We start from the raw sequence: 16,110 nt of genomic DNA, 5'->3' as shown, positions 1-16,110 counted from the left end.
GATTATTTCAGCTTTTACAGCCCTGCCGCGTTTTCAGCTTCAGCATTGGTGTTGCCGCCAGTGGTGCAGTTCTGAGCGGCTTCTCCCTGAACTCGGCCTCCGGCCGAGCTTGCAGTAAATGCAAGACCGCCCTGTACCGTCATCTCACCGTCGTTAGGACCGGTTCCACCTGCTCGTACAGTGCAACCATCCGGGGCAGTGTATGGTGGGATTGCGGCGGGGTTATCAACCGGGTCGCAAGCTACAGTTACGTTGCCCTTACGACCTTGCGGGTGGCAGGTTGCAATGCCGATGACGTTGTCGGTGGTATTGCAAGCATATGAGCCAAACACTGCGGAGGAAAGGTTGAGTCTGACGTCCTCTGTCAGGAGGCTGCAATCGGTAGTGGTAACGGCTCCGGCAATTGTTGTGCCCGCGTTGTCAGCCGCCATCAAATTTCCGGCCAAGCCGAACCCCAGGGCGAGGGAAAGAAGCAGTTTTTTCATTTCAGTATCTCCGATTTCTCGTCACCAGACTTAGCGTTGAGCCGCAGTCATTACGGTAATTGCGTTTTTGGCATCAGCTTGAGCTGTCGAGTCATTCGCCTTCGCACGATATTCATTGAACTGCGGGATCGCCACCGCAGCCAGAATGCCGATGATCGCCACGACGATCATCAATTCGATCAGCGTGAAGCCTTTCTGAATCTTTTTCATTTGTCTTGCTCCTTGAGTACGGCGGTCATTCCGCTTGAGAACTACTTAGCGAAAGCCGTGCCAGGTCCGGGAGCGCAAATTCGGGGAAGTTTCCGTGATTTTTGACCGCCGGGTTGACAGCAGGGCGGGGCGGGATGTGACAAAGCGGAAAGCGGGATTGTCAAAAGTTGACATTCCCGCTTTCCGCTTCGGAGTCATGCCGGTCATTCGGCGCAAATGACCGTACAGAGTCGGGCTGCATGTCCGGGAGCTGCGGACAGCGATGGCTGATTTGGCTGTAGCCAGACTGTCCGGGGCAAGCCGGAGCAGGATTCTGCGCCGAAGGAAAGGCGCTGAAGAGGCGGCGCAGGCCGGTCAGACCCAATCCTCATGGATCAGTCGGGGAACCCTGCAGAATTCGCGCGTGCTGTTCGTGACCAGTATGCGGCCGCTTGAAATGGCATGGCCTGCGATGGCTGCATCGTTGGGGCCGATGGGTGTCCCTGCCTGTGACAGCGCTCTTTTCACTTCCGTGGCGGCGTCCACGGCGTGTCTGTCCCAGGGCAGGATCTCATCCAGCCGAAGCACGAACTCGTCGACCAGCGTCTTGTGACGAGGGAAGGCTTTTCTGCCGATCTGGCCATAGCGCATTTCTGCATAGGTGATCTCCGAGATCACTACGCGGTGATTTCGCGCGCTGACGGCCGCCAGGCACTGCAGAACTGATACGGGAATCTCGCCGTCAGGCGGGCGTTGCCCATTCTCGGCATATTTTCCCGGTCTGTTCGGTGGCCAGCGCTTCGCCGGTCAGGCCGCAGTGCGTGGTGCCGCCGTCGGTGCGGAAGTGGGCGCATTGCCGGCAGATGCCGAAGGCGTGCTGGCCGTTGAGGCGTTGCAGGGCGACGAGGATGTCGCGCAGGGTGCCGGCGAGCGCGGCGCCGTCGGGCTGCATGTCGAGTGCGCGCTGCATGCGCTCGGCCCAGCTGTCCTGCAGCACCGCCATGCCGGCGGGCGTCAGCTTCAGGTGGATGCGCTTGCCGTGGCGCGCGTCGGCCTGCTTGACGATCAGCGCCTTGCGTTCGAGTACGGCCAGGGTCTGCGATACCGTGCCGCGGGTGATGCCGAAGTAGTCGGCGATGGCGATCGGCAGGTCGCTGTACTGGTTGGCCTGGACGAGGTATTGCAGCACCTGGATGTGGATCGGCAGCAGGCCGTGGCGCGCAGCGTCCTCGCGCACGGCCTGCTGGAGCAGTGCGCTCAGGCGTTCGAGGTACAGGGTGGCGGTGCTCATGGAGATAATGTATCGCCTCGATGCATGACTTGACTAGCATGATGTGCGGGGTCTAAGCTTAATATGCATCGAGTCGATGCATAAATGTCCATGGAACAGAGGAGAGTCATCATGAGCAAGGCTGTGTTCTTCCACGCGGGTTGCCCGGTTTGCGTATCTGCGGAGCAGCAGTTCGCCAGCGCGCTCGACCCTGCGCGCTATACGGTCGAAGTCGTGCATCTGGGCGAGCAGAAATCCCGCATCGCCGAAGCCGAAGGCCTTGGCGTCAAGTCGGTGCCGGCGCTGGTCATCGACGGCCAGCCTTTCCACATCAACTTCGGCGCTTCGCTGGATGATCTGAAGTAGGCGTGCCCGGCCACGGCGGGCCGGCGATCGCTGCAGGTTCCGGCGCATGCAGTCGATGGTGAAGTGCTGCCGATCGTGTCAGGCCGGGGCCATCATTGCTGGTTCAAGGGCGTACGCCATCCAGCGCTTCGCCCTTGAATCGCCATCTCATTTCCTTTTGGGTTTCCGCTTCGGCCGTTGTTCCGCCTGTTTTTGTGCAGCCGCCGCCGGGCGCGGCTGGCCGTACTTCCGGTAAACCGCGCGGGCGTCGGCCTCCGCGCGTTCCTGCGTACAGATGGACGGATCGTCGTCGTGGCCGCTGAAGAAGTCGTCCTCCTGCGCGGTCATGACCAGCTTGATCGCGGTTTCTTCGCTCTGCTCGTAGCGTTCGTAGAGCAGGGTGGCGACTTCGTCCAGATGCTGTTCGTAGTTCATCGGCATGGTGTCCGGTCCCTCAGCGCAGCGTGACGAGTTCTTCGGCACTGGTGGGGTGGATGGCGACGGTGCGGTCGAAGTCGGCCTTGCGCGCGCCCATGCGGACGGCGACGGCGAAGCCCTGCAGCATCTCGTCGGCGCCGTCGCCGATGACGTGCAGGCCGACGATGCGTTCGTCGGCACCTTCGCAGACCAGCTTCATCGCCGTCCGCGGACGGTGTTCGGTCAGCGCGTGGTACATCGCGGTGAAGCGGGTGGTGTAGACCTTGACCTTGGCGAAGCGCTTGCGGGCTTCTTCTTCGGTGAGGCCGACGGTACCGATCGGCGGGTGGCTGAAGATGACGGTGGGGATGTCGTCGTAGTCGAGCCGGCTGTCGGCCTGGTCCAGGAACAGGCGGGCGGCCAGCCTGCGGCCGGCGGCGATGGCGACCGGGGTGAGTTCGGCGCGGCCGGTGATGTCGCCGATGGCGTAGACGCCGGGCACGGCGGTGTTCTGGAAGGCGTCGGTGTGGATGACGCCCTTGTCGTCGGCGGCGATGCCGGCGGCTTCGAGATTCAGGCGGTCGGTGTTGGCGCGGCGGCCGGTGGCCCACACCAGCGCGTCGGCTTCGAAGACCTTGCCGTCGCCGCAGGCTATGCGCAGGCTGCCGTCGGACTGGCGGCTGACGGCCTTGGGCTGGGTACCGAAGTTCAGGCGCACGCCGCTGGCCTGCATCTGTTCGCCGAGTTCGTCACGCAGCATGGTGTCGAAGGGGCGCAGCAGGTGGGGGCCGCGCACCAGCATGTCGACTTGACTGCCGAGGCCGTTGAACACGCCGGCCAGTTCCACTGCGATGTAGCCGGCGCCGACGACGGCGACGCGGCGCGGCTGCCGGTCGAGGGCGAAGAAGCCGTCCGAGTCGATGCCGAGTTCGGCGCCTTCGATGTCCGGCAGCGCCGGGCGGCCGCCGGTGGCGATGACGATGTGCGGCGCGCTGTAGCGCTGGCCCTCGACTTCGATGCTGCGGGCATCGACGAAGCGGGCGCAGCCTTCGACGACGTCGACGCCGGCCTTGTCCAGCATGTTGGCGTAGATGCCGTTGAGGCGGGCGATGTAGGCGTCGCGGCGGGTCTTGAGCGTGTTCCAGTCGAAGCGGCTTGCCGGCGCGTCGAAGCCGTAGCCGGGTGCATCGCGCATGGTCTGGGCGATGTTGGAGGCGTACCACATCACCTTCTTCGGCACGCAGCCGACGTTCACGCAGGTGCCGCCGAGGCGGGCGGCTTCGACCAGCAGCACGCTGGCGCCGTATTCCGCCGCGCGCCGTGCGGTGGCGACGCCGCCGCTGCCGCCGCCGATTGCGATGTAGTCGTATTGCTTCATGTCGGGTTCCTTTGCTGGATGTCGGTGACGGCCGGGGCGCCGTCGAGGCTCATGCTGCGGCCGGCCTCCGCGAGTTCCGCGGGGGTGTTGATGTTGCGGAAGGCGGCGGCCTCGTTGTCGAAGGACACTTCTACCACGTCCAGCGTGTCGTGCCAGCGGGCGACGCCGCGCCCGCCGCCGCGAAGGTATTCGGCGAGCGGGCCGGCGAGTTCGCGGCGGCACAGGCAGAACACCGGCTGCAGCCGGTCGAAGGTGCGCGCGACGGCGAGCTGGGCGCCGGCCGTGTGCAGCGCGCCGGCGAGACGGTCGACGAGATCGCCCGGCAGGAAGGGCGAGTCGCAGGGCACGGTGGCCACCAGCGGGTGGCGGGCGTGCAGCAGCGCGGCATGCAGGCCGGCGAGCGGGCCGGCGAAGCCGCCGATGTCGTCGCCGAACACCGGGTGGCCGAAGCTGCGCCAGGCATCGAGGTTGCGGTTGGCATTGATGACGAGCTCATCCACCTGCGGCGCGAGGCGCTCGAGCGCGTGCGCCGCCATCGGCCTGCCGGCCAGCTCCGTGAGACCCTTGTCGACGCCGCCCATGCGGCTGCCCTGGCCGCCGGCGAGCAGTACCCCGGTGACGCGGCGGTCGGCTGGACGTGGAGCGGGTGTGGACATCGTGCGGGCGATGAGGTCTCGGGATAGTCTGTCGATTGTAGCGGCTCGCCGGCAAGCAGGGCGAGGCGGACCCGGGCCGCGGGTGCTCACTTGCTGGAAAGCAGGCCGATGGCGTGCAGCACGTGCGGCGGCGGGCCGCTGAGCCAGTTGCGGATCTCGTCCGGCGGCAGGGGCTGGGCGAACAGGTAGCCCTGGGCGACGTCGCAGCCGTGGTCGGCGAGAAAGCGCAGTTGCGCCTGGGTCTCGACACCTTCGGCCACTACGGTCATGCCGAGGCCGTGGGCCAGCGCGATGGTGCCGCGCACGATGGCGGCGGCGTCGTGGTCGTTGACGTCGCCGACGAAGCTCCTGTCGATCTTCAGTTCCGAAACCGGAAAGCGCTTGAGCAGCGACAGCGAGGAGTAACCGGTGCCGAAATCGTCCACCGCAATGCTGACGCCCAGGTTGTGGATGCTGTGCAGCAGCTCGGCAGCGTAGCCGGGATTGCGCATCGCGGTCGATTCGGTCAGCTCCACTTTCAGCATCGATGGCGCGAGCCCGCTGTCGGCGAGGCCTTCGCGGATGGTGTCGACGATGGTCATGTCGGAGAACTGGCGCGCCGATACGTTGACCGCGAGCGGCACCGTGAGCAGCCCTTCGCGGTTCCAGTGGGCGGTCTGCCTCATCGCGGCATGGATCGCCCATTCGCCGATGCCGCGGATGATGCCCGATTCCTCCGCTGCGGGGATGAACTCGTCCGGCATCACCCGGCCCTTGCCCTGGCGTTGCCAGCGGATCAGCGATTCGAGGCCGGCCAGGCGGCCGCTGGCGATCTCGATCTGCGGTTGATAGAACAGCTCGAACTCCTGGTTGGCCAGGCCGTGGCGCAGCGCGGTTTCCATGTCCAGGCGGTCGCGCGACCAGGTGTTCATCTCCGGCGAATAGAAGGTGTAGCGGCTGCCGCCTTCGATCTTGCCCCGGTACATGGCCTTGTCGGCCATCGACAGCAGGGTTTCGGCATTCGGACTGTCGTCGGGCCCGACGCTGATGCCGATGCTGCATGACAGCAGCAGGCCGGTGTTGCCGTCGGCCTCGAATTCGCGATCGAGGATTTCGAGCACCTTGAGCGCCACCGCGATCACCGCGTTGCGGTCCTCCAGCTTGTCCAGCAGGATGATGAATTCGTCGCCGCCCCAGCGTGCGATGGTGTCGCCGGCCCGCACCGACGCCTGCAGGCGCGCGGCCACGTCCCGCAGCACCGTGTCTCCGGCGTCGTGTCCCAGGCTGTCGTTGATGCGCTTGAAGCGGTCGAGGTCGACGAACAGCAGCGCCAGCATGCTGTTGTGGCGCCGCGCGTTGGCAAGCGCCAGGCGCAGGCGGTCGAGCAGCAGGGCGCGGTTGGGCAGTCCGGTCAACAGATCATGGGTGGCTTCGTGCCGCAGCCGGATGGTGGCGGCGATGGCGTCGGTGACGTCGTTGAACGCCAGCACCGCGCCGCCGCCGGCACCGCCGACCGGCGTCGCGGTGAGCTTGAGGGCGTAGCTGTTGCCGTCGGGACCCAGCCATTCGATCGGCTCCGGCAGGCGTATCGTGTGCCGGTTCTTCAGACAGGCGAGCACGGTTCCGACGATCTGCGAGGTCTGCTCCGTGTGTTCCCGAACCAGGTTGCCGATCAGGCTGCCCTGGGCTTCGTCGCGGCTCAGTCCGGTCAGGCGTTCCGCGACCGGATTGGTCAGCGTGACGCGGGTGCTTTCGTCGATGGTGAATACCGCGTCGGCGATCGAGCGCAGCGTGGCGTCGGCGTCCTGCTGGGCGTGGCGCAGCCTGCCGCGGGTGCGCTGCAGGTACAGCCCGAACCACAGCAGGCTGCCGAACAGCAGGCTGCTCAGCGCAGGGGTCGGCGGGATCCACAACTGCCAGGCATTGAGTGCCATGCCGCTGGCGGCGAGCGGAAGAAGCGCAAGGCCGGCTACTGCGGCAGCGGCGATGGAAGGTGACTGGATACGGGCGTGGACGACGGCGGCAAGCGCCAGCAAGGCCAGGCCGAGGCCCAGGGCGGCGCTGCTGCCGGCGCCGCGATAGACCAGGCCGCTGCGCAGGGCGTCGTAAGCACGGGCATGGAATTCGACCGCCGCCATCGGCTGGCTGTGGCGAGAGTCGGGCGTGGGCAGGCTGGCGTCGAGGCCCTTGGCCGTGGGGCCGACGAACACGGTTCTGCCGCGCAGTTGCTCGGCCAGTTCGGGGTGCTCGAGCAGGCTGTGATACGAAACGCGAGCCGGTTTGGTTTCGCCGACGGGATAGGGCAGCAGCAGCTCGCCTTCGCGCACCCACAGCGGGCTGGAAGCGATGCGGCGAATCCATGCGCTGCCCTGTGCCTGCTGCTCGAGGGCGGCCGCGTGGCCGGCCGGGCTGGACAGGCGCAGCGTTGCCAGCGCAAGCGCTTCCCAGCGCGGCGTGCCGCTGCCGGCGCGGCTGTAGGTGCGGCGCACCAGGGCGTCGGCGTCGAGCTCGACGTCGACGTGGCCGAGCGCGGCCGCAGCGGCGCCGAGTTCGGGCGTGGGCAGCAGGTCGGTCACCCCGCCGCCGGCGTCGCCGGCTTCGCGTGGCGCGACCGGCAGGACCACGCGGCCGGAGGCGGCAATCGCCGCTGCCAGCCGCTGGTCGTCGGCGGAGGGTTCGGCAAACAGGATCGACATGCCGATGGCGGATACCCCGGCGGCGCTGAGCCGGTCGATCAGCCGGGCATGCACGGCACGGCTCCAGGGCCAGCGTCCGAGCGCGTCGAGCGCGTCGTCGTCGATCGCGATCACGACCGAATCCTGCGTGCGGGTCTTGCCGTGGAACAGCGGTTCGAGCGTGTCGTAGGCGAGCAGGTCGAAGCGCTGCACCGGCAGCCATGACAGCAGTGACAGCGCGCAGGCGAGAGCGGCTGCCGCTGCCCATGGCAGGTGGCGTCCGGAGGCCTCGGCCAGGCGACTGCGGCTCACTGGGCTAGCCTCCTTTCACCCCGGCCAGGAAGTTCAGGATCATGCGTGCGTGATGCCATCCATCGAACTGGCGACATGCGCCGCAACGGCCTCCCTTCGCCATCCCCGGGGGCGGGGAAGCGTTTCTCGTGGATGGGGGGGCGATGGAGTTCATAGGGCGAGGATGACCGGCAGCAGCAGGAAGAGCGCCTGCCAGCGGTTGTGCGGTACGTCGATCTGCTGCGGCTGGCCCCAGGGGCCGGGCGGGCTGCCGGGTTCCTGGATGCGGATGCGCACGTGCCAGGTCCCCGCTTCGGGCTGGTGGAGGGCGATCTCGGGGGTGGCGGTGTCGAACTCGTGCTCGGGTGACTCGAAGCCGGCGTCACGGCTGAGCTGGATCTGGTAGCGATCGCCCTCGCCGCCGGCGCGCCAGTGCAGCCGGAGGGTGTCGTCGTCCACTTCGGCCTGTGCGGCGGAAGGGCCGGCCGGCGGGCGCCGGAAGGGTTGGGGATCGGACCACGGTCCGCGACCTTCGGCCGCCGTGCTGACGGCGATGCGCCAGAAATAATCGCCGGCGGGCAGGCCGTCGTCGACAACGAACTCGGTGCCGTCGAGTGCTTCATGGGCGACGACCGGCGCGGCGAAGCTGCTGTCGGTGGCGAGCTGGAAATGGTAGGCCCGGGCGTCGGGGACGCGTGCCCAGCGGAAGGCGACCTTGTCTTCCACGGCGAAGCCGCCTGCCGGCGGCTGGCTGGGGAAGGGCGGCTCCGGCCGCGCATCGACGACGATCTCGCGCTCGGTGCTCAAGCCCTCCAGGCCGCGGCTGTCAATCGCGCGTACGCGCATGCGGTAGCGGCCGTCGGCCAGCGCGGCGCTGCCGAGCACCGCGGCTTCGTCGGCGACGAGGTCCGAAGCGAGCGCGGTGAAGTTCTGCTGCGCAGAAATCTGGGTACGGTATTGCACCGCCCCGGCGACGGCTTCGATCGGCAGGCGGAAAGGCAGGCGGTCGATGACGTCGGGCACGGCTTTCACGCTCGGTGCAGGCAGCAGGCGGACGGCCTGCCCGGGCGCCTTGCCCGCGGCTGCATACGCGCCTGTGGCGGAGCCGAGGCGGGTTTCGCCGCGCTGGTTGCGCAGGGAGACTTCGCCGCTCACCGTTTCCGCCAGCATGCCGCCGGCCAGCGCCGCGACACGGAATTCGGTGCCGCGGACGGCGGCCACCGCAGCGGGCGTCTCGATGGTGTAGCGGCCGCCGTTGTGCCGGACGGACTGTACGCTGTTGTCGATGCGGCCGTGCTTCAGTTCGAAGCCGACCAGTTGCCCGTCCGAGGCCTGCAGGCGATGCAGCGTGTGTATCTGCAGTTCGGAGTTGGCCTCGATCAGGCTGCGGCTGCCGTCCGGAAGCTGCAGCGTCACGCTGCCGTCATGGCCGGTGCGGATCAGGGTGCCGGCGGAAAGCGTCATGCCGGGCGAAAGGCTGCCCGTCCGGCCACCGCTGTCGTGCTCGACGGTGCCGAGCACATCGAGCACGCGTGCCGACACGGCTTCGACCCGCATCCACGCGAACGGCATGCGCAGCCGGGTGCCGGGCGGAATCCGGGTCGGCTGGAGGATCTGGTTGTAGTCCTGGATCCGCGGCCAGTAGTTGATGTGCTTGAGATAACGCGTGGTGATGTTCCACGGGTTGTCGCCGGGCTGGACGATGTAGTCGAAATCCTGCTGCGCCTGGGCGGCGGCGCAGTGGCCGAGCAGGGCGAGGCCGAGCAGGAAGGGCGACATCCCGGCTGCGCGCGAGGCAGGCGGTCGCTGCTGGGGTCTGATGTCCATGATGGTCCTCGCGGCAGTGGACGATGCGCTGGCCGCCGTCGCCCGACGTTTTTTCTTACATTTTGAATGATAGCCCCAGGCGGGGGCAGAAATACATGGAAAACGCCAAAATGCATATTTCCTGCTCATATCGCGTCGGCGGCGCCGGATACGCGGCGTTCCGCCCGGCAGGCCCGCGGCCGGCGGTACAATGCGCTCCTCTTTCTGTCCGGAGCCCGCAATGGCCGAAGCCTTCTTTTCACCCTGTCCGCGAGGCCTCGAAGCCCTGCTCGCCGACGAACTGCGGTCGTTCGGCGCCAAGGGCGTGCAGGCGGTGCATGGCGGGGTGGCCTGGCAGGGCGACTGGGCGGCCTGCCACCGCGCCAACCTGGAAAGCCGGCTCGCCACGCGCGTGCTGTGGCGGGTGGCGCAGGGCCGCTACCGGGCCGAGATCGACATCTACAAGCTCGCCTACAGCGTGACCTGGGCGAAGTGGTTCACCGCCGACGACACGATCCGCATCTACGTCACCGCGCGCAAGTCGCCGTTGAAGAGCCTGGAGTTCATCACGCTGCGGGTCAAGGACGCGGTGTGCGACCACTTCCGCACCGTCAGCGGCCGGCGGCCGAGCGTCGATACGGTCAATCCGGTGGTACGCATCCATCTCTTCCTGACCGAGGACACGGCGACGCTGTACGTCGACACATCGGGCGAGCCGCTGTACAAGCGCGGCTTCAAGCCCGCTGCGGTCGAGGCGCCGCTGAAGGAGAACCTTGCCGCCGGCATCCTGCGCCTGTCCGGCTGGACGCCGGGCGAAGTGCTGCTCGATCCGATGTGCGGCAGCGGCACTTTCCTGATCGAGGCGGCGATGATGGCGCTCGACATCGCGCCGGGGCTGGGGCGCGGCTTCGGCTTCGAGAAGTTCCGCCACCACGACCGCAGCGGCTGGGCGGCGGTGCGCCGCGCCGCGGAATCTCGGCGCCAGGCGCCGCGTGTCCTGCCGATCTTCGGCTCGGACATCGTCGGCGAATGGGTGCGGCGCACGCGGGTGAATCTGGATGCGGGCGGGCTGGCGAAGTGCGTGACGCTGGACCGCGCCGACGTGCTGGAGCGGACGCCGCCCGCGGCCGAAGGCGTGATGGTGGCGAATCCGCCCTACGGCGTGCGCATCGGCGAGGCCGAGGAACTGGCCGCCTTCTATCCGCGCCTGGGCGATGCGCTGAAGCAGCGCTGGGGTGGCTGGCGCTGTTATTTCTTCAGCGCCGATCCGGCGCTGCCGAAGCTGATCGGCCTGAAGGCCAGCAAGCGCACGCCGCTGTTCAACGGCGCACTGGAATGCCGGCTGCTCGAGTACCGCATGGTCAGCGGCAGCAATCGCCGCAAGGACCGGGCGCCGGACCCGGCAGGCTGAGCCTCAGACCAGGCCGAGGTCCTGCAGCCCGCCGCTGCTCGGCTGTTCGCCGAGCTTGCTGTGGAGCTTGATCTGCAGGCGCAGGTCGTTGATGGAATCGGCGTTGCGCAGCGCGTCTTCGTAAGTGATCTTGCCGGCCTCGTAGAGCTCGAACAAGGCCTGGTCGAAAGTCTGCATGCCGCTTTCGCGCGAGCGCTTCATGACTTCCTTGATCTCGGGGATGCTGCCCTTGAAGATCAGGTCGGCGATCAGCGGCGAGTTCAGCATCACTTCCACCGCCGGCACGCGGCCCTTGCGCTCCTTCAGCGGCAGCAGCCGCTGCGAGATCATCGCGCGCAGGTTCAGCGACAGGTCCATCAGCAACTGCTGGCGGCGCTCCTCGGGGAAGAAGTTGATGATGCGGTCGATCGCCTGGTTGGCACTGTTGGCGTGCAGCGTGGCCAGGCACAGGTGGCCGGTCTCGGCGAAGGCGATGGCGTAGTCCATGGTCTCGCGGTCGCGGATCTCGCCCATCAGGATGACGTCCGGCGCCTGGCGCAGGGTGTTCTTGAGCGCCGTTTCCCACGAGTCGGAGTCGATGCCGATCTCGCGCTGGGTGACGATGCAGTTCTTGTGCGGGTGCACGAACTCGATCGGGTCCTCGACCGTGATGATGTGGCCGTAGCTGTTCTCGTTGCGATGATCGACCATGGCGGCGAGCGAAGTCGTCTTGCCGGTGCCGGTGCCGCCGACGAACACCACCAGGCCGCGCTTGCTCATCGCCACGTCGTTCAGCACCGCAGGCATGCCCAGCTCTTCCAGGCCGGGAATGCGCTGCGGGATGGTGCGCAGCACCAGTCCGACCTTGCCCTGCTGGACGAAGGCGTTGGCGCGGAAGCGGCCGATGCCTGCCGGCGAGATGCCGAAGTTGCATTCCTTGGTGGCCTCGAATTCGGCCGCCTGGCGGTCGTTCATGATCGCGCGCGCGAGTTCGGCAGTGTGCTGGGGCTGCATCGCCTGGTTGGATTGCGGCGTGATGCGGCCGTCGATCTTGATCGCCGGCGGAAAGCCGACGGTGAGAAACAGGTCGGAACCGTTCTTCTGCAGCATCAGCCGCAGCAGATCGTGCATGAACTTGAGTGCCTGGTCGCGTTCCATCGGGGCGTGCTCTCCTGCGGAGTGGGGGTGCGGGGTCGGGAGGCGTTAAGGAAGGATGACAGCCGGCGTTCAGCCGGCGATGCTGTCCTTGTTCTGGGCGCGCAGGCGCGCCTCGACCGGCGACACCACATTGCGCCGCACCAGGTCGGCCAGGCACTGGTCCAGGGTCTGCATGCCGACGTTCTGGCCGGTCTGGATCGACGAGTACATCTGCGCGATCTTGTTCTCGCGGATCAGGTTACGGATCGCCGGGGTGCCGATCATGATCTCGTGCGCAGCGACGCGGCCCTGGCCGTCCTTGGTCTTGAGCAGGGTCTGCGAGATCACCGCGCGCAGCGATTCGGACAGCATCGAGCGCACCATGTCCTTCTCGGCGGCGGGGAAGACGTCGACGATACGGTCGATGGTCTTGGCCGCCGACGAGGTGTGCAGGGTGCCGAACACCAGGTGGCCGGTCTCGGCCGCGGTCAGCGCCAGGCGGATGGTTTCGAGGTCGCGCATTTCGCCGACCAGGATCACGTCCGGGTCCTCGCGCAGCGAGGCGCGCAGGGCGTTGTTGAAGGACATCGTGTCGCGGTGCACCTCGCGCTGGTTGATCAGGCAGCGCTTGGATTCATGCACGAATTCGATCGGGTCCTCGACGGTCAGGATGTGGCCGTACTCGTTCTCGTTGATGTAGTCGATCATCGCCGCCAGCGTGGTCGACTTGCCCGAGCCGGTGGGGCCGGTGACCAGCACGATGCCGCGCGGCGTGTCGGCGATCTCCTTGAAGATCTTCGGGCAGTTCAGCTCTTCGAGCGTCAGCACCTTGGACGGAATGGTCCGGAACACCGCGCCGGCGCCGCGGTTCTGGTTGAAGGCGTTGACCCGGAAGCGGGCGAGGTTGGGCACGGCGAAGGAGAAGTCGCACTCCCAGGTTTCCTCGAACTGCTTGCGCTGGCCGTCGTTCATGATGTCGTACACCATGGCGTGCACGTCCTTGTGCTCCATCGGCGGCAGGTTTATCCGGCGCACGTCGCCATGGACGCGGATCATCGGCGGCAGGCCGGCCGAAAGGTGCAGGTCGGAAGCCTTGTTCTTGACGGCGAAGGCGAGCAGTTCGGTGATGTCCATCGTGTTCCCTGGGGGGCGGCGCCCAAAAAGATCGATCGGTGCGGAATGTTATACTTTTCGCCGCTTCAGCCAGAGGAAGTAGACCACGGACATGACGACAATCGAGCAGCGCCTGCGGGCCGTGCAGGCCCGTGTTGCAGCGGCGGCTCAGGCGGCCGGGCGCGATCCGGCCTCGGTCCGGCTGCTCGCCGTCAGCAAGACCTGGCCGGCCGATGCGGTGCGCGAAGCCGCCGCCGCGGGCCAGCGCGCCTTCGGCGAGAACTACGTGCAGGAAGGCGTCGCCAAGGTCGAGGCACTGCGCGGGTCGATGCCGAAAGAGGGGCTGGATGGGCCGCTCGAATGGCACTTCATCGGCCCGCTGCAGAGCAACAAGACAAGGCCGGTGGCAAATGCCTTCGACTGGGTGCACAGCATCGACCGGCTGAAGATCGCCGAGCGCCTGTCGGCGCAGCGCGACATGCATCTGCCGCCGCTGAATGTCTGCATCCAGGTCAATGTCAGCGGCGAGGACAGCAAGAGCGGCGTCGCGCCGGACGAGGCCGCGGCGCTGGCGAAAGCGGTGGCCGCGCTGCCGCGCCTGCAACTGCGTGGGCTGATGTGCATTCCCGAGCCGACCGACGACGAAGCCCTGTTGCGCTCGCGCTTCGCGCTGCTGCGCGCGCTGAAGGCGGAACTGGCGGACGAAGGGCTGGTGCTCGACACCTTGTCGATGGGCATGTCGCACGACATCGAGCCGGCGGTGGCCGAAGGTGCGACGATGGTGCGCGTGGGCACGGCGATTTTCGGCGAGCGCACGCGGCCGGCGGTGGAGTCTTGAGCCGGCAGGCACATTCAACGGATGACAGCCGGGCGTCTGGCCCGGCATTCACAGAGAGAAGGACATCATGAAGATCACTTTCCTGGGCGGTGGCAACATGGCGGCGGCCCTGATCGGCGGCATGATCGAGCGCGGTTTCGAAGCGGCGAACATCCAGGTCGTCGACCTCGGCGCCGAGACGCGTGCGCGGCTGGCCGAACGCTTCGGCCTGCGCGCGGTGGAGTCCTTCGACGCGGCGGCACTGGACTGCGACGTGCTGATGCTGGCAGTGAAGCCGCAGCAGATGAAGGCCGCGCTGGCGCCGGTCGCGGGCAAGCTGAGCAGGCAGATCGTCATCAGCGTCGCCGCCGGCCTGCGCCTGGACGACCTCGGCCGCTGGCTGGGTGCGCCGGGCCAGTCTTACTCCCGGCTGGTGCGCTGCATGCCCAATACGCCGGCGCTGATCGGTGCCGGCGTCACCGGGCTGTATGCCGATCCGAGCGTTGATGCCGACGGCCGCGAGGCCGCCGAGCGCATCCTGGCCGCGGTCGGCAGCGTGGTGTGGGCCGACACCGAAGACCAGATGGACGCGGTGACGGCGATTTCCGGCAGCGGCCCGGCCTATGTGTTCCATTTCATCGAGGCGCTCGAAGATGCCGGGCGTGCGCTCGGCTTCGACGAGGCCGATGCGCGCCGGCTGGCGATCGATACCGTGCTTGGCGCGGCGAAGCTGGCGGCCGGCTCCGAGGATTCGCCCGCGGTGCTGCGCGAGAAGGTGACCTCCAAGGGCGGCACCACCGCGGCGGCGCTGAACAGCCTGGCCGAGTCCGGCTGGCACGGCGCGCTGGTCAGGGCGGTCGGCGCGGCGCGGGCACGCGGGCAGGAACTGGGCGCCGAACTCGGCAAGGACTGATCCACGATGCTCGCCAACATCCTGCTGCTGGTCCTCGACGTCGCCGGCGGCTTCCTGACGTTGATGCTGCTGGCACGCTTCTACATGCAGTGGCAGCGCATTTCCTTCCGCAACCAGATCGGCCAGTTCGTCGTCTCCACCACCGACTGGCTGGTGCGGCCGCTGCGCCGCTTCGTGCCCGGCCTGTTCGGCCTGGACATGGCCAGCCTGCTGCCGGCCTGGGTAGTGCAGGTGCTGCTGGTCGCCATCGAGCTGAGCCTGCGCGGCGCGGTGTTCAGCGGCAACGTCGGTTCGGTGCTGGTGGGCCTGTGGGGCGTCGGCCTGATCGAGCTGATCCGCATGATGGTGTATCTGCTGTTCGCCGTCGTGCTCGGTTCGGCGGTGCTGTCCTGGGTCAGCCCGCACGCGCCGCTGGCGCCGCTGCTGCATGCGCTGGCCGAACCTTTTTTGCGCCCCTTCCGCCGCATCGTGCCGACGATCGCCAATGTCGATCTGTCGCCGCTGATCCTGCTGCTGGTGCTGCAGATCGTGCTGATGCTGCTCGGAGGCATGCGCGGCAACTTCGCGCCGCTGCTGTTCGGCGGCTGATCAGCCGACGTTGCGCAGCGCGCGCTCCCAGTCGATGACGATCTCGGGCAGCACGCCGACGGCGAGCGTTTCCTTCAGTTCGTGAATGTCGGGGGCGCCGAAGGCGCCGTCCTGCAGCCGGTACACGGTGACGACGTGGTCGACCGGATGCACCAGCCAGTATTCGCGCACGCCGGCGCGTTCGTACAGCCGGCGCTTGGTGATGAGGTCGTGGCCGGCGGTCGAGGGTGACAGCACTTCGACGATCCAGTCCGGCGCGCCGCGGCAGCCGCGCTCGTCGAGTTTGCTGCGGTCGCAGACCACGACGAGATCGGGTTGAACCACGGTGTCGATGTCGTCGTTGGCTTCATTGCCGCGCGGCAGGCGCACGTCGAAGGGGGCGACGAAGGGGCGGCAGGGCTTACCGTCCAGCGTGTTGAGCGTCTGGCTTGCAATTTGCAGCAGAATTTCCTGATGCGTCCGTGACGGTGCCGGCGACATCGCATGGGGAACGCCGTCGATCAACTCGTAGCGAACGTCGTCCGGCCACGTCAGGTAATCGGCGTAGGTGTAAGTCCGGTCGTCGCACAGAGCCAGGCCCATGTCGTGCTCCTCATGTATCGCTGCGGATGGGGCTGGCAGAAAGTATAACGCCCGCCGTCGGGGTGCGGACCCCGGCGGC

At 67.3% G+C, this 16,110-nt stretch carries 15 protein-coding genes and 2 pseudogenes; 5 read left to right on the top strand and 12 right to left on the bottom strand.

All coding sequences use genetic code 11. From position 1 onward, the window contains the following. Positions 1-14: 14 nt before the first annotated feature. The 4 genes and pseudogenes from NX068_RS17860 to NX068_RS17845 form a co-directional block, all read right to left on the bottom strand. Entirely contained in the window at positions 15-485 is a 471-nt protein-coding gene (locus tag NX068_RS17860) for a hypothetical protein (RefSeq protein ID WP_263462616.1), read from the bottom strand. A 107-nt stretch (positions 486-592) separates the two neighbouring features. Next, a pseudogene (locus NX068_RS17855) lies at positions 593-695 on the bottom strand (pilin); the annotation flags it as partial. 354 nt (positions 696-1,049) lie between these two features. Then, positions 1,050-1,385 carry a type II toxin-antitoxin system VapC family toxin gene (locus NX068_RS17850; RefSeq protein WP_263462668.1) on the bottom strand — a complete coding sequence of 112 codons (336 nt, stop codon included), beginning with the start codon at positions 1,383-1,385 and terminating at the stop codon, positions 1,050-1,052. Positions 1,386-1,416: 31 nt separating this feature from the next. Next, positions 1,417-1,965, bottom strand: coding sequence for a MarR family winged helix-turn-helix transcriptional regulator (locus NX068_RS17845; protein WP_263462615.1), 549 nt, complete (start codon positions 1,963-1,965; stop codon positions 1,417-1,419). 111 nt (positions 1,966-2,076) lie between these two features. On the opposite strand from NX068_RS17845, the gene NX068_RS17840 reads away from it, so the two are divergent. After that, positions 2,077-2,310 carry a thioredoxin family protein gene (locus tag NX068_RS17840; RefSeq protein WP_263462614.1) on the top strand — a complete coding sequence of 78 codons (234 nt, stop codon included), beginning with the start codon at positions 2,077-2,079 and terminating at the stop codon, positions 2,308-2,310. Positions 2,311-2,526: 216 nt separating this feature from the next. On the opposite strand, the pseudogene NX068_RS17835 reads toward NX068_RS17840, so the two are convergent. The 5 genes and pseudogenes from NX068_RS17835 to NX068_RS17815 form a co-directional block, all read right to left on the bottom strand. Further along, positions 2,527-2,730 (bottom strand): annotated as a pseudogene (locus tag NX068_RS17835) (hypothetical protein); the annotation flags it as partial. 13 nt (positions 2,731-2,743) lie between these two features. Then, complete coding sequence (gene gorA / locus NX068_RS17830) at positions 2,744-4,084, bottom strand: glutathione-disulfide reductase (RefSeq protein WP_263462612.1); 1,341 nt, start codon at positions 4,082-4,084, stop codon at positions 2,744-2,746. Further along, positions 4,081-4,740 carry a molybdenum cofactor guanylyltransferase MobA gene (gene mobA / locus NX068_RS17825; protein ID WP_263462611.1) on the bottom strand — a complete coding sequence of 220 codons (660 nt, stop codon included), beginning with the start codon at positions 4,738-4,740 and terminating at the stop codon, positions 4,081-4,083. Before mobA ends, gorA begins: the two co-directional genes overlap by 4 nt. Before the next feature lie 86 nt (positions 4,741-4,826). Further along, a complete protein-coding gene (locus NX068_RS17820; RefSeq protein ID WP_263462610.1) occupies positions 4,827-7,706 on the bottom strand; it encodes an EAL domain-containing protein in 2,880 nt (959 codons plus the stop codon). 150 nt (positions 7,707-7,856) lie between these two features. Beyond that, a complete protein-coding gene (locus tag NX068_RS17815) occupies positions 7,857-9,512 on the bottom strand; it encodes a FecR domain-containing protein (RefSeq protein WP_263462609.1) in 1,656 nt (551 codons plus the stop codon). A 220-nt stretch (positions 9,513-9,732) separates the two neighbouring features. Here NX068_RS17815 and NX068_RS17810 point away from each other — a divergent pair, with 220 nt between their 5' ends. Further along, positions 9,733-10,902, top strand: coding sequence for a THUMP domain-containing class I SAM-dependent RNA methyltransferase (locus tag NX068_RS17810; protein ID WP_263462608.1), 1,170 nt, complete (start codon positions 9,733-9,735; stop codon positions 10,900-10,902). Between the two features lie 3 nt (positions 10,903-10,905). On the opposite strand, the gene NX068_RS17805 is transcribed toward NX068_RS17810, so the two are convergent. Both NX068_RS17805 and NX068_RS17800 read right to left on the bottom strand, forming a co-directional pair. Next, entirely contained in the window at positions 10,906-12,039 is a 1,134-nt protein-coding gene (locus NX068_RS17805; protein ID WP_263462607.1) for a PilT/PilU family type 4a pilus ATPase, read from the bottom strand. Positions 12,040-12,108: 69 nt separating this feature from the next. Then, complete coding sequence (locus tag NX068_RS17800) at positions 12,109-13,152, bottom strand: type IV pilus twitching motility protein PilT (protein WP_263462606.1); 1,044 nt, start codon at positions 13,150-13,152, stop codon at positions 12,109-12,111. Between the two features lie 91 nt (positions 13,153-13,243). Here NX068_RS17800 and NX068_RS17795 point away from each other — a divergent pair, with 91 nt between their 5' ends. The 3 genes from NX068_RS17795 to NX068_RS17785 all read left to right on the top strand — a co-directional run bounded on the left by NX068_RS17795 (position 13,244) and on the right by NX068_RS17785 (position 15,449). Next, positions 13,244-13,969, top strand: coding sequence for a YggS family pyridoxal phosphate-dependent enzyme (locus NX068_RS17795; RefSeq protein ID WP_263462605.1), 726 nt, complete (start codon positions 13,244-13,246; stop codon positions 13,967-13,969). Between the two features lie 67 nt (positions 13,970-14,036). Next, positions 14,037-14,861 carry a pyrroline-5-carboxylate reductase gene (gene proC, locus NX068_RS17790; RefSeq protein WP_263462604.1) on the top strand — a complete coding sequence of 275 codons (825 nt, stop codon included), beginning with the start codon at positions 14,037-14,039 and terminating at the stop codon, positions 14,859-14,861. Positions 14,862-14,867: 6 nt separating this feature from the next. Next, entirely contained in the window at positions 14,868-15,449 is a 582-nt protein-coding gene (locus NX068_RS17785) for a YggT family protein (protein ID WP_263462603.1), read from the top strand. Here NX068_RS17785 and NX068_RS17780 read toward each other — a convergent pair whose 3' ends face one another. After that, positions 15,450-16,031: a Uma2 family endonuclease gene (locus tag NX068_RS17780; RefSeq protein ID WP_263462602.1), complete on the bottom strand. Its 582-nt coding sequence runs from the start codon at positions 16,029-16,031 to the stop codon at positions 15,450-15,452. Positions 16,032-16,110: the final 79 nt, after the last annotated feature.

This window comes from Thauera carbonicopians (genome assembly GCF_025699485.1).
Taxonomy (GTDB): domain Bacteria; phylum Pseudomonadota; class Gammaproteobacteria; order Burkholderiales; family Rhodocyclaceae; genus Thauera.
This window is presented reverse-complemented; position numbering and strand designations above follow the sequence as displayed.

Coding starts and splice junctions, on each gene's coding strand:
- NX068_RS17800 (WP_263462606.1), bottom strand. CDS start 13,152: ATGGACATCACCGAACTGCTCGCCTTCGCCGTCAAGAACAAGGCTTCC.
- NX068_RS17795 (WP_263462605.1), top strand. CDS start 13,244: ATGACGACAATCGAGCAGCGCCTGCGGGCCGTGCAGGCCCGTGTTGCA.
- NX068_RS17860 (WP_263462616.1), bottom strand. CDS start 485: ATGAAAAAACTGCTTCTTTCCCTCGCCCTGGGGTTCGGCTTGGCCGGA.
- NX068_RS17810 (WP_263462608.1), top strand. CDS start 9,733: ATGGCCGAAGCCTTCTTTTCACCCTGTCCGCGAGGCCTCGAAGCCCTG.
- NX068_RS17815 (WP_263462609.1), bottom strand. CDS start 9,512: ATGGACATCAGACCCCAGCAGCGACCGCCTGCCTCGCGCGCAGCCGGG.
- NX068_RS17785 (WP_263462603.1), top strand. CDS start 14,868: ATGCTCGCCAACATCCTGCTGCTGGTCCTCGACGTCGCCGGCGGCTTC.
- proC (WP_263462604.1), top strand. CDS start 14,037: ATGAAGATCACTTTCCTGGGCGGTGGCAACATGGCGGCGGCCCTGATC.
- gorA (WP_263462612.1), bottom strand. CDS start 4,084: ATGAAGCAATACGACTACATCGCAATCGGCGGCGGCAGCGGCGGCGTC.
- NX068_RS17840 (WP_263462614.1), top strand. CDS start 2,077: ATGAGCAAGGCTGTGTTCTTCCACGCGGGTTGCCCGGTTTGCGTATCT.
- NX068_RS17780 (WP_263462602.1), bottom strand. CDS start 16,031: ATGGGCCTGGCTCTGTGCGACGACCGGACTTACACCTACGCCGATTAC.
- NX068_RS17845 (WP_263462615.1), bottom strand. CDS start 1,965: ATGAGCACCGCCACCCTGTACCTCGAACGCCTGAGCGCACTGCTCCAG.
- mobA (WP_263462611.1), bottom strand. CDS start 4,740: ATGTCCACACCCGCTCCACGTCCAGCCGACCGCCGCGTCACCGGGGTA.
- NX068_RS17805 (WP_263462607.1), bottom strand. CDS start 12,039: ATGGAACGCGACCAGGCACTCAAGTTCATGCACGATCTGCTGCGGCTG.